Source organism: Frigoribacterium sp. Leaf44 (assembly GCF_001421865.1).
Lineage (GTDB): Bacteria > Actinomycetota > Actinomycetes > Actinomycetales > Microbacteriaceae > Frigoribacterium.
In genome coordinates, this window is the sequence record NZ_LMLG01000004.1 from 149804 (window position 1) to 162259 (window position 12456).

A 12456-nucleotide genomic window follows, 5' to 3' on the forward strand; every position below is an offset into this window, starting at 1 on the left:
GTTCCCGTCTCGCCGCGGGTGGCGCTCACGATACGCCGCGCGGGCGTCACGACCTCGTGCTCGTGAAGGCCGAGGTGTCCATCGCGAGCTCCTCGGCGTCGAGCCCGAGCAGCACCCGCCTCATGACCTCCTCGTCCAGGGCGCCGGCATCCCGCTCGCGCAGCACCACCTCGCGTCGCTTGGCGAGCAGCTCGCGTCGGATCGAGCCGAGCGCCTGGGGTGCCGCACGACGGCGGGCGCGCTGGGCGGCGGTGGCCCCCGAGACGTCCCGTTCGTCGGCGTCGTCGAGGGCCGTGCGTTGCAGCGCCTCGTTCTGTCGCAGCAGTCGGGTCGTCGAGAGCTGCACCGCGCGCTCCGTGAGCTCGGGCCCCCACCGTTTCTCCCACTCGGCGCGACGCTCGGCGACGTAGGCCATGGTCTCGTCCGTGCTCGTCGCGAAGACCGCCAGCTCGGCGGCGAGGTCGCGGTCGCGTTGCGTGTCGTCACGGACGCCGAGCACCCGGATGACGACCGGCAACGTGAGCCCCTGCAGCAGCAGGGTGCCGACCGTGACGATGAACGCGATGAGGAACATCGTGTCGCGCGCGGGCACGGGGATGGTCGACTCGGTCACCGCCGGGATCGACACGGCGGCGGCGAGGGTGACCACGCCCCGCATGCCGGTCCACGAGATGACGCTCAGCTGTCGCCAGTCCATGCGGGGTTGCGGGTGGTAACGCACCGTCCGCAGCGCCGGCGCTCGCCGCAGCCGCCGGAGCGCCGGCACCCGTCGGAGCTTCCGCAGGACCGTCGAGAGGAAGAGGTACCGGCCGGCGCGGGCTGCGTAGTACGTGCCGAACACGAAGACCGGGCGCACGAGGACGACCACGGCGAGGACCGCGAGGGCGACGCCGACGCTCTGTCCGAGGCCGCGCTCGCTCTCGCTGACGTCGATCACGACGGCCCGCAGCTGGAGGCCGATCAGCGCGAAGACGAAGCCCTCGAGCACGACGTCGGCGGCCGACCAGAACGGGCGCTCCTGCAGCCGGGTGGCGTATCCCGTGCGGGGTGAGTTGAAGCCGACGTAGAGGCCCGCGGCCACGACGGCCAGCACGCCGGAGCCGCTCAGCTCTTCGGCGGCGATGTACGCGATGAACGGCAGCAGCAGGCCGATGACGTTCTCGACCACGGGGTCTTCGATCCGCATCCGCACCCGGTGGGCGACGAAGCCCAGGGTCAGACCGACCGCGACGCCGACGCCGATCGCGAGGCCGAAGATGCCGAGGTCGTCCCAGAGCGTGAGGCTGGCACCGCCCACGATCGCCAGGAACACCTTGACCAGGGTGAGCGACGCGGCGTCGTTGATCAGGCTCTCGCCCGAGAGCACGGTCATCACCTTGCGGGGCAACCCGAGCTTGCGGCCGATGGCGGCTGCCGACACGGCGTCGGGAGGCGCGACCACCGCCCCGACGAGGAGGGCGGCCGGAAGGGTCATGTCGGGGATCATGACGTAGGCGACGCCCCCGACGGCGAAGGCCGTCACGATCACGGCACCGACCCCCAGCCGGGCGATCTGAACGCGGCTCTCGCGGAAGTTCAGCAGCGAGACGTCGAGGGCGGCCGAGTAGAGCAGCGGCGGCAGGACCACGGTCAGGATGACCTCGGAGTCGATCTCGATGTCGGGCACGCCGGGGATCAACGACACGAGCAGGGCGATGCCCACCGTCAGCAGGGGGGCGGGCAGGCCCCGCCAGCGGGCGAAGGCGGTCACGACGAGCGACCCGGTCAAGATGATCAGCAGCTCGCCGAGTTCCATGTGAGCCGGGCTCCGTCCTGTCGTCGGGGCAGCCGAGCGACGTGCATCGACTGCAGAGTTCCGACCATCCTCCCAGGCGCCCCCTAGGAGAACGTCGGGTGAACGGCCCCGAGCGACCGTCCGACCACCCGTAGCATCGCTCCGTGACCGCACAGCCCCGGGCGACCGTCCCGGCCCCCGACCTCGTCCGCACCACCCGCTCGGGCGAGGTCCGCGGCGTGCGGGAGCGCGGCGTGCTCGCCTGGCGCGGCATCCCCTTCGCCGCACCACCCGTGGGGCGCCTCCGGTTCCGGGCCCCCGAGCCGCCCGCGGCGTGGACGGGCGTCCGCGACGCCGGACGGTTCGGCCCCGCCGCCCCCCAGGACCGCGTGCAGTTCGTCGGCGTGGACGCCACCACGCCGCTCAGTGAGGACTGCCTGACGGTCAACGTGATCACGCCCGACGGAACCACGCCGGGAGACGCGCTGCCCGTGCTCGTGTTCGTCCACGGAGGCGCGTACAGCGTGGGGTCGTCGCGCGAGTTCCCGAGACAGGGCGAGACGCTCGTCCGCGAGGGCGGCATCGTGTACGTCAGCCTCAACTACCGGCTGGGCGCCTTCGGCTACCTCGACTTCAGCCACTGGGCGACCCCGGAGCGCCCGTTCGACAGCAACCTCGGGCTGCGCGACCAGGTCGCCGCCCTCGAATGGGTCCGCGACAACGTCGCTGCGTTCGGCGGCGACCCCGACCGCGTGACCGTGTCGGGCGAGAGCTCCGGTGGCAACGCCGTGACGACCCTCATGACGGTGCCGCGCGCTCGCGGCCTCTTCCGCGGGGTCGTCGCGCAGAGCGCACCGCCGAACGCGATCTACCCGCCGGACGTGACGCAGCGGTGGGCGGGGGAGTTCCTCGAGCTGCTGGCGCACGACCTGGACGACGACGACCTCGAGTCCACGAGCGTGGACGACGCGGCCGCCTTGCTCGCCGACGCGCCGACGACGGCGATCGTCCGAGCCGCCAGCCGGCTGCAACTGCGCACCCCGGACGAGGACCCGGGCACGATCTGCTTCAGTCCGGTCATCGACGGCGACTTCCTGCCCGAACGTCCGCTCGACGCCTTCAAGGCGGGACGCGCCCACCCGGTGCCGCTGATCATCGGCACGAACGACCGCGAGGGTTCGGTGTTCACCGGCCGCCGCGACATCCTCGCCACGACCAAGCCGCGCATCCGGGCCATCTTCGCCGCGACCGAGAAGAAGGCGCGGAAGGCGATCAAGAAGCACTACCCGGGACTGCCCGCCCGCCCGGCCGCCCTCGACTTCGGCGGCGACTACGCGTTCTGGTTCCCGAGCGTCAAGGTGGCCGAGCGGCACGCGCTGCACCAGCCGGTCCGGTTCTACCGGTTCGACGCGACGACGCGCATCCTGCGCGCGGCCGGGGTCGACGCGTTCCACGGTCTCGAGCTCTGGGCGATCTACGACCGCATGGGCTCCGCGTTCGGCTGGGCGATGAGCCTGCTGGGCGGCCGCCGGGCCTTCCTGCGGACGGCCGCGCGGACGCGCTCGCGCTGGCTCGAGTTCGTCCGCACCGGGGCGGTCGCCGACTGGCCGACCTACGACCCACACCGGAGGCGCACCCTCATCATCGACGCCCGCGACCGTGTCGAGCACGATCCTCGGGGCGAACGGCGACGGGCCTGGCAGGACTTCGTGCCGCACGTGTGAGGCGTTCCCCCGCCTGTGCGAAGGCCGGCGTCACCCATCGTTCACCGGGATGTACCCCGCAGGTCACCGCCGAGTTGACCCGCGTCCACCCAGCTGTGACACTCAGGCCGGTGGACATCACTCTCATCGTCGTCCTGGTCATCGCGCTGGCTCTCTTCTTCGACTTCACGAACGGGTTCCACGACACGGCCAACGCCATGGCGACACCGATCGCGACCGGAGCGATGAAGCCCAAGGTCGCCGTCACGGTGGCCGCGATCCTCAACCTGGTCGGGGCGTTCCTCAGCACCGAGGTCGCCAGGACCGTCTCGGGCGGCATCATCCGTGAGGGCGACGGCGGGGTGCAGATCACCCCCGAGATGATCTTCGCCGGCCTCATCGGCGCCGTCGTCTGGAACATGTTCACATGGCTGCGCGGATTGCCGTCCAGCTCGTCGCACGCCCTGTTCGGCGGGTTGATCGGCGCGGCGATCGTCGGTGCCGGCATGGGGTCGGTGGACTTCGGCGTCGTGTTGTCGAAGGTCGTGCTGCCCGCCCTGCTCGCGCCGTTGATCGCCGGCGTCGTGGGGTACACCGCCACGCGTCTCGCCTACACGATCACCCGACGCCGTGACGACAAGAGCGAGCGGGGCGGCTTCCGCTACGGCCAGATCTTCACGTCGTCCCTCGTCGCCCTGGCACACGGCACGAACGACGCGCAGAAGACCATGGGCGTCATCACGCTCACGCTCATCGCGGGCGGGCTGCTCACGCCCGACTCCGGCCCGCCCTTCTGGGTCGTCGTGGTCTGCGCCTTCGCCATCGCGCTGGGCACGTACACGGGCGGCTGGCGCATCATCCAGACGATGGGCGGCGGCCTCACCGAGGTCAAGCCCACGCAGGGCTTCTCGGCCGAGGCGTCGACCACCGCGACCGTGTTGGCCTCGAGCCACCTGGGCTTCGCTTTGTCGACGACGCAGGTCGCGAGCGGATCGATCATCGGCGCCGGCCTCGGACGCCGCGGCTCGAAGATCCAGTGGGGCACGGCCGGCAAGATCGTCGTGGCCTGGTTCATCACGCTGCCCGCCTCGGCGGCCGTCGGTGCCGTCGCGGCGCTCATCGCCACGCTGGGCGTCACGGGACTCGTGATCGACGCCGTCGTCGGCGCGGTCGTCATCGCCGGCATCTTCGTCCTCTCCCGCCGTCGACCGCACGACCAGGGCTCGGCCATCGAGGTCGACGTCGCGGCCACCTCGGTGCTCTCGCGTCGTCGTGCCCGGCGAGCCGTCCGCAAGGGCCGCGTCGACACCCCGGCGTCCGGCGTCGAGGCCCCCTTCGTCCGGATGGACGACCCACCCGAGCCCGTCCCCGCCCCCCGCGGCACGGCGCCGGCCGATGACGAGGTGCGCTGATGATCGACTGGTCCGCCTTCGTCGTGGTGGCCCTCGTCGCGCTCTTCTCCGCCGCCGCCCTCGTCTCGCTCTACTCGTTCGGCCTGCGCCTCCTGACCGTCGAGGGCCGGACGCCCGTCCGCACCGCCGCCGGGTACGCCTGCTTCGTGGTCTGCGCCCTCGGCGTGCTGTACGGCATCTACCTGATCGTCCCGGGCTTTCACCGCTGACCGGCCCTCTCGGGTCGTCTCGTCCCCCGGGGCGGGCTCGTCCCGGGCGACCGAGCCGCGCCTCCCCGGGAGGGACCCGTCCGCCGTCCCGCCGGTAGGGTCGACGGAAGCGTCCGGTCGACGACGACCGGGCCCCGACTGACGACGGAGGCGCACCACAAGTGACGACCGAGACAGCAGCACCGACCCGCACCGAGACCGATTCGCTGGGCAGCCGAGAGGTCCCCGCCGACGTCTACTGGGGCATCCACACCGCCCGGGCGCTCGAGAACTTCCCGATCTCGCAGCGGCCGATCTCGGTCTACCCCGACCTCGTCACCGCTCTCGCGCTCGTGAAGCAGGCGGCGGCCCGCGCCAACGTCGAGATCGGTGTCCTCGACCCGGTCAAGGCCGAGGCCATCGAACGCGCCTGCGAAGAGATCCGCGGCGGCGCGCTGCACGACCAGTTCGCCGTGGGGGTCATCCAGGGCGGTGCCGGCACGTCGACGAACATGAACAGCAACGAGGTCATCGCCAACCGCGCCCTCGAGCTGCTCGGCCACGCCAAGGGCGAGTACCGCCACCTGCACCCGATCGACGACGTCAACCGCAGCCAGAGCACCAACGACACCTACCCCACCTCGATCAAGATCGCGATGGTGCTCACCCTGCGCCGCCTCCTCGTCGAGCTCGACCTGCTCGCCGACTCGTTCGCCGCCAAGGGCGCCGAGTTCCACGACGTGCTGAAGGTCGGTCGCACCCAGCTGCAGGACGCCGTGCCCATGACCCTCGGGCAAGAGTTCACGGGCTTCGCGCACACCCTCGCCGAAGACGTCCAGCGACTGCGCGACGTGGTGCCGTTGCTCGGCGAGATCAACCTCGGTGCCACGGCCATCGGCACGGGCATCACGGCCGACCCGCTCTACGCAGACGCCGTCCGCCGCCACCTCAGCACGCTCTCGGGCATGGACCTCGTCACCGCCCCCGACCTCATCGAGGCGACGAGCGACACGGGCGTCTTCATGACGTTGAGCGGCGCCCTGAAGCGCAGCGCGATCAAGTTGTCGAAGATCTGCAACGACCTGCGACTGCTGTCGTCGGGCCCGCAGGCCGGCATCAGCGAGATCACGCTGCCGCCGCGCCAGGCCGGGTCGTCGATCATGCCGGGCAAGGTGAACCCGGTGATCCCCGAGGTGGTCAACCAGGTCGCGTTCTCGGTGGCCGGGGCCGACGTCACGGTCACGATGGCCGCCGAGGCCGGGCAGCTGCAGCTCAACGCGTTCGAGCCCGTAATCACCCACTCGGTCATGCAGAGCCTGCAGTGGATGACCTACGCCTGCCAGACGCTGCGGATCAACTGCGTCGACGGCATCGAGGCGAACCGCGCCCGCCTGACCCAGCAGGTCGAGACGAACGTCGGCAGCGTCACGGCGCTCACGCCCTACATCGGCTACACGGCGGCGGCGGCGATCGCGCACACCGCGCTGACCACCAACGCGGCGATCGCGCCGCTCGTCGTCGCGGCCGGCCTCATGACCGACGAGCAGGTGCGCAAGGTGCTCTCGCCCGCCCGCCTCTCGGGGCTGGCGCCGATCACCAGCGCGATCACGATCATCGATGTCGACGACCCCGCCGCGGCGGTGGCCCGGGCGGCCAACACGACGGGCGCCCGCAACCCGGGCGACGAGACCGCCGGCTGACGCGACCATCGCGCAGGAGGCGCGGTGTCGTGCGGCCGGGCACCGCGCCTCCTGAAGGTCCGCGCCTCTAGGACGTCGAGGGGGCGTGGGTGCTCGGGTCGACCTGGTCGGCGCGTTGCGCGGCCGGCGGCCGTTCGTCGGCCGGCCGGTCTCGATCACCCCGGAGGTGGACGCGCCGGAGTTCGTCGGGTTCGAGCACGCCGCCGTTCTCGCGCAGGGCACGCTCGCGGATCGCCCGGCCCACCCGGACGTCCCACGCGAGGTTGCGAGCCAGGATGTGGTTGCGCGCGGTGTCACGGAGCGGCAGGGGGATGACCTCTTCGGCCTGCACCCCGCGACGGAGCTGACGCATCCGCAGGATCTCGCTGTCGAGCTCACCGCCGATGACGAGCACGAAATTGCTGATGTACGCGTAGAGCAACACGACCACGACGCCGCCCACCCAGCCGTAGAAGCGGTCGTAGTTCGACACCGTCGCGACGTAGACCGCGAAGCCGACCGTGGCGAGCGCCCAGCCGCCGAGGGCGACCATGGCCCCGTACGACACCCAGCGCAGGCGCGGAGGCCGCACGTTGGGCGTGAAGAAGTAGAGCATCGCGACCGACAGCACGGCCAGGGCGACGAGCACCGGCCACTTGGCGATGTTGTAGAGGTCGGTCCAGGGGCGGCCGATGCCGAAGCGTGCGGCCACCGCGTCGCTCAACGTGGGCGTCACCAGCAAGATGACGGCGATGACGGCGAACGACACCATCAGCACGAGCGTGACGATCATCATGTGGCCGCGGAACTTCCAGATGCGGCGCCCCTCCTCGACCTCGTAGGCCGTGTTCATGGCCCGCCCGAACGCCGTCGTGTAGGCCGACAGCGACCACAGCGTGAGCCAGAGGCCGATGCCGAACGCGACGCCGGGGTTCGACAGGCTGAGCATCTGTTCGAGCGGCCAGCGCAGGGTGTCGATCGCGTCGGGGGTGAGGACGTACCGGGCCACCGAGAGGATCTCGTCCACGGCGTCACCGTCGTCGACGAACAGCGCGACCCCCGAGACCAGGGCGAGTGCGCCGGGCACCAGGGCGAGCATCGAGAAGAAGGTGAGCGACCCGGCCGCGTCGATGGTGCGATGGCGCAGGAAATCGTGCCAGACCCGCATCACAACGTACCGGACCAGCGACGGGTCCTCGGGTAGGGAACGCGTCGAGGCCATCCTGCGAGATTACCGGGCCGTCCGGCTCGTCGGGGCAGGCCCGCAGGCTGCGCCGACCCCGGCGTCAGCCCGTAGGGTCGGGGGATGACCTGGTCCGATCCCCGCGGCGTCGGACACGACGCGTACGGCCGCCCGCTGACGCCGTACGCCGGCCCCTCCTCCGTCACCCCGGGGGCCGCTCCCGGGTGGTCGGCGCATGCTCCCGCGGTCAACCCCGAGCCGGTCTGGTACCCCGTGCAGCCGGTCTTCGTCCAGCCGACGCCTCGCCGCCGGGTGGCCAGTGCCGTGGCGCTCGCCGTCGGCTTCACCGTGATCGGCACCTTCGCCCTGGCCGTCGGCCTGTACTTCCTGATCTTCGTCCAGCCCGCCGTCCTGCTGGCCGGGAGCCTGCTCGCCTTCGTCCCGTTGGCCATCGTCCTGGTCGGCATCTGGTTGGTCGACCGCTGGGAGCCCGAGCCGCGCGTGGCGCTGCTCTTCGCCTTCCTCTGGGGTGCGGCGGTCGCGGTCGGCACCGCACTGATCGTCGACATCGCCCTCACGACGGCGCGGTCGGTGCTCGGGGTCCGCTCGAGCGGGCTCGAGGACGTGCTCGGGGCCGTGGTCCAGGCGCCCCTCGTCGAAGAGGGGGCCAAGGGGCTCGGCGTGCTGCTGGTCCTGTGGATCTTCCGACGCCACTTCGACGGCCCGGTCGACGGCATCGTCTACGCGGCGACGGTCGCGGCGGGCTTCGCCTTCGTCGAGAACATCCAGTACTTCGCCCTGCAGGTCGGGGAAGACCTGGCGACGGGCAGCCAGGGCCTCGCCTACGTCTTCTTCGTCCGCGCCCTGATGTCGCCGTTCGCCCACGTCATGTATACGGCCTGCACGGGCTTCGCCCTCGGCCTCGCGGCACGGCGGACGGGTCCGTACGGCGCGATCGGCTGGTTCTTCGTCGGCCTCGTCCCCGCGGCGGGGCTGCACGCGCTCTGGAACGGTGCCCTCTTCGTGGTCGGCGACGGCTTCTTCGTCTACTACCTGCTCGTGCAGGTGCCGATCTTCGTGGCCATGGTGCTGCTCGTGGTGTTCCTGCGACGCAACGAGCGGAGGGTCACCCACGACCGTCTCGCCGAGTACGCCGCCGTGGGCTGGTTCAGCGCCGACGAGGTCGGCATGCTCTCGTCGAGCGCCGGTCGCCGCCGCGCGCGGTCGTGGGCGGCGTCCCGGGGCATCCGACCCGCCATGAAGGTCTTCATCTCGAACGCGACGCGCCTCGCCTTCACCCGCCAGCGGCTGGTGAAGGGCCGCCGCGCGCTCGACGAGGCCGTCCAGCGCGACGAGGCCGAGCTGCTGCAGGCCCTGACCGCGAGTCGCGTCGCCCTGCAGGCTCCGCCGACGGCGTTCGTCGGGTACCCCCAGCACCCGGGGTGGCCGCCGCAGGTGCCGCAGCACCCCGGGTCGTCGCAGTCCGGCCCCGGTTGGTGACCTGCACCTCCGCGAGTCCTCTCGCCCCGGGTGCCGTCGCCGCGACGACGGCCCCCGACGACTCGGGTCAGGGCGTCGGCGCCTCGGCGTCGTAGCGTCCGAACGCGGGCGTCAGCCGGGCCACGAGGGCGACGAGGGCGACGACCAACAGACCGCCGAGCAGGGGCGGCCAGAAGACGGCGATGCCCGCGACGAGTCCGACGAACAGGTCCCCGACCCGGGGGCCGCCCGTGACCACCACGATGAAGATCCCCTGGAGGCGACCCCGCATGGCGTCGGGCGCGGCCGACTGCAGGATGGTCGACCGGAAGATCGAGCTCACGTTGTCGCTCGCACCCGCTCCGGCCAGCGCGAGGGCGGCCCCGCCGAGGGCGACGAGGTTCGCCTGGTCGAGTCCCGCCGTGACGTCACCGCCGTGGGCCGGCGTCACGAGCAGCACGACGCCGAACGCGGCGATGCAGAGCCCGTAGGCGGTGATCGCCCACCGCACGGCGACGCCCTGTCGGCGCACGTGGCCGAGGCGTCCCGAGAAGACGCTGCTCAGCAGCGCCCCCACCGCGAACGAGGCGGAGAGGACGCCGACCGTCACCGCGCCTCCTCCGATCACGAGCGTGCCGACCACCGGGTAGAGCACGCGGGGCATGCCGAACGTCATCGCCACGACGTCCATGACGAAGGTCGTCCGGATGTTCGGCGACCGCTTCAGGAACGCCAGGCCGAAGCGCAACGACTCGAGCCCCGGACGTTGGGTCTCGCCCTCGGGCCGGATCGGGGGCAGCGTGACGATCCCGAGGAACGCCGTCGAGAACAGCACGACGTCGACCGTGTAGGTCAGCGGGAACCCCACGCTCGCCACCAGCACGCCGGCCAGGGCGGGCCCCACGGTCAGCATGAGACCCATGCTGATGCCGCTCAGGGCGGACGCGGCAGGCAGCAGCTCGCGGGGGAGGAGGCGCGGCACGATCGAGGCGCGCGAGGTCGCGATCATCGTGCCCGCCACGGCGTTGACCGTGGTCAAGAGGTAGAGCAGCCACACCTCGTGCAGCCCGAGGTAGGCGTGCAACGCGATGGCCGCGGTCGAGAGCCAGGCGAAGACGGCGGCGACGAGCGCGACCTTCCGCCGGTCGAAGGCGTCGGCGAGCATGCCGCCGTAGAGGCCGGCCAGGATCATCGGCACGAGCGAGACGACGCCGACGAGCGCGACGGCGAAGGTCGACCGGGTGATCTCGAAGATCTCGAGTCCGACGGCGACGAGCGTGAGCTGCGTCCCGATGCCACTGATCGCGCTCCCCGCGAAGAGGCGGGCGAAGGCCGGGCTCGTCCGCAGCGGGGTGACGTCGACGAACAGCGGGCGACGGACGGTCGCGGCGGGATCGGACGGCGGAGGCGGAGGCGGGGTGGCGGACAAGCTGCCAGTCTTGCCGATCGTGCACATTCCCGCAGGCCCGTGCCGCCCGCCGAGGTCGGTGCCGCGCCGGGTCCGCCCGGGCCCCGCCCCGACCGCGTCGGTGGTCGATCGATTTGGCGTCCCGTCACCGTCGGAGTAGCGTCCATGTGTTCGCATCGATGACGTCATCTCGGTGCGGATGTCGGGTCGGCTCCTCGAGCCTCGCAGGGAGGACGCGAGTGGCCGACCCGCCCCCTCGGCTCGTCGGTGGTTGGATGGTCGGCATGACTCACGATCCCCAGACCAAGCCCGAGATCGACGCCCCGACCGGCCCCGCCCCCACCGAGCTGACGATCACCGACATCACCGTCGGCGACGGAGCCGAGGCCCAGTCCGGCTCGACCGTCAACGTCCACTACCTCGGCGTCGAGCACGACTCCGGCGAGGAGTTCGACTCGTCCTGGAGCCGTGGCGAGGCCATCAACTTCCCGCTGCAGGCCCTGGTCCGTGGTTGGCAGGAGGGCATCCCCGGCATGAAGGTCGGCGGACGCCGCGAGCTCGTCGTGCCGCCCCACCTGGCCTACGGCCCCACCGGCGGCGGTCACCCGCTCTCGGGCAAGACGTTGATCTTCGTCATCGACCTGCTCGGCGTCAGCTGATGACGGTCGCCCCCTCGGTCGGCCTCAACGACGGGCGCACCCTGCCCCAGCTCGGCCTCGGCACCTACGGCCTGAACGGCGACGAGGGCACGGCCCAGGTCGTCCAGGCGATCTCGTCGGGCTACCGTCTGCTCGACACGGCGCTGAACTACGGCAACGAGGCAGCCGTCGGGGCGGCGATCCGCGAGACCGACGTGCCCCGTGACGACCTGGTCGTCACGACGAAGTTGCCCGGCCGACACCACGGATTCGACGAGGCCCTGGCGAGCTTCGACGAGAGCCGGTCGAACCTCGGCCTCGACTTCGTCGACCTCTACCTGATCCACTGGCCCCTCCCGCGCATCGACAAGTACGTCGAGGCGTTCAAGGCCTTCGTCCGGTTGCAGGAAGACGGCCTCGTCGGCTCGGTCGGCGTCTCGAACTTCACGGCCGAGCACCTGCAGCGCGTCGCCGACGAGACGGGTGTGGTGCCCGCGGTCAACCAGATCGAGTTGCACCCGTACTTCCCCCAGGCCGAGCTGCGTGCCGTGCACGAGAGCATGGGCATCGTCACCGAGAGCTGGAGCCCGCTCGCGAAGCAGAGCGAACTCCTGACGGAGGCGCGGGTCACCGACATCGCGCGGGCCCACGGCAAGACGCCCACCCAGGTCGTCCTCCGCTGGCACGTCCAGCTCGGCGCGGTCCCCGTGCCGAAGTCGGCCGACGCCGGTCGTCAGCGCGAGAACCTCGACGTCTTCGACTTCGAGCTCACGCCCGACGAGGTCGAGTCCATCAGCGGCCTCGAGCGCGGTCGGCTGTGGGACGGCGACCCGCTGACCCACGAAGAGTTCTGACCCGGCTCCGACGCGACCACCCCAGGAGGCGCGCTCGTCCCGTCGAGGACGAGCGCGCCTCCTGCGTCCTCGGACCGATTCGGGGCCTCGGCGTCGGTGGCCGGAAGCTAGACTGGCGTGCCGACTTTTCCCGAAGGG

10 protein-coding genes are annotated in these 12456 nt (G+C 71.5%); 7 read left to right on the plus strand and 3 right to left on the minus strand.

Going from position 1 to position 12456, the window contains the following annotated elements:
* Positions 1 to 46 precede the first annotated feature (46 nt).
* Positions 47 to 1795, minus strand: a complete 1749-nt coding sequence (locus ASE87_RS06945; protein ID WP_056227080.1) for a sodium:proton antiporter — start codon at positions 1793 to 1795, stop codon at positions 47 to 49.
* A gap of 143 nt (positions 1796 to 1938) precedes the next feature.
* Here ASE87_RS06945 and ASE87_RS06950 point away from each other — a divergent pair, with 143 nt between their 5' ends.
* The 4 genes from ASE87_RS06950 to ASE87_RS06965 all read left to right on the plus strand — a co-directional run bounded on the left by ASE87_RS06950 (position 1939) and on the right by ASE87_RS06965 (position 6777).
* Positions 1939 to 3498 (plus strand): carboxylesterase/lipase family protein, encoded by a 1560-nt coding sequence (locus tag ASE87_RS06950; RefSeq protein ID WP_056227082.1) that lies wholly within the window; start codon positions 1939 to 1941, stop codon positions 3496 to 3498.
* 110 nt (positions 3499 to 3608) lie between these two features.
* Positions 3609 to 4889 carry an inorganic phosphate transporter gene (locus tag ASE87_RS06955; protein ID WP_082060131.1) on the plus strand — a complete coding sequence of 427 codons (1281 nt, stop codon included), beginning with the start codon at positions 3609 to 3611 and terminating at the stop codon, positions 4887 to 4889.
* Positions 4889 to 5098 carry a hypothetical protein gene (locus ASE87_RS06960; protein ID WP_043596441.1) on the plus strand — a complete coding sequence of 70 codons (210 nt, stop codon included), beginning with the start codon at positions 4889 to 4891 and terminating at the stop codon, positions 5096 to 5098. The genes ASE87_RS06955 and ASE87_RS06960 overlap by 1 nt, the downstream gene beginning before the upstream one ends.
* Positions 5099 to 5259: 161 nt before the next feature.
* Positions 5260 to 6777, plus strand: coding sequence for an aspartate ammonia-lyase (locus ASE87_RS06965; protein ID WP_056227084.1), 1518 nt, complete (start codon positions 5260 to 5262; stop codon positions 6775 to 6777).
* 67 nt (positions 6778 to 6844) lie between these two features.
* Here the strand turns inward: ASE87_RS06965 and ASE87_RS06970 are convergent, their stop codons facing one another.
* A complete protein-coding gene (locus tag ASE87_RS06970; RefSeq protein WP_082452451.1) occupies positions 6845 to 7978 on the minus strand; it encodes a YihY/virulence factor BrkB family protein in 1134 nt (377 codons plus the stop codon).
* A gap of 84 nt (positions 7979 to 8062) precedes the next feature.
* Between ASE87_RS06970 and ASE87_RS06975 the strand changes: the two genes are divergently transcribed.
* Positions 8063 to 9439: a PrsW family intramembrane metalloprotease gene (locus tag ASE87_RS06975; RefSeq protein WP_082452452.1), complete on the plus strand. Its 1377-nt coding sequence runs from the start codon at positions 8063 to 8065 to the stop codon at positions 9437 to 9439.
* Between the two features lie 67 nt (positions 9440 to 9506).
* Here ASE87_RS06975 and ASE87_RS06980 read toward each other — a convergent pair whose 3' ends face one another.
* Entirely contained in the window at positions 9507 to 10847 is a 1341-nt protein-coding gene (locus tag ASE87_RS06980; protein WP_235472232.1) for an MFS transporter, read from the minus strand.
* Between the two features lie 263 nt (positions 10848 to 11110).
* Between ASE87_RS06980 and ASE87_RS06985 the strand changes: the two genes are divergently transcribed.
* On the plus strand, positions 11111 to 11485 hold the full coding sequence (locus ASE87_RS06985; RefSeq protein WP_056227203.1) for an FKBP-type peptidyl-prolyl cis-trans isomerase: 375 nt from the start codon (positions 11111 to 11113) through the stop codon (positions 11483 to 11485).
* Positions 11485 to 12318, plus strand: coding sequence for an aldo/keto reductase (locus ASE87_RS06990; RefSeq protein WP_043596643.1), 834 nt, complete (start codon positions 11485 to 11487; stop codon positions 12316 to 12318). The genes ASE87_RS06985 and ASE87_RS06990 overlap by 1 nt, the downstream gene beginning before the upstream one ends.
* Positions 12319 to 12456: the final 138 nt, after the last annotated feature.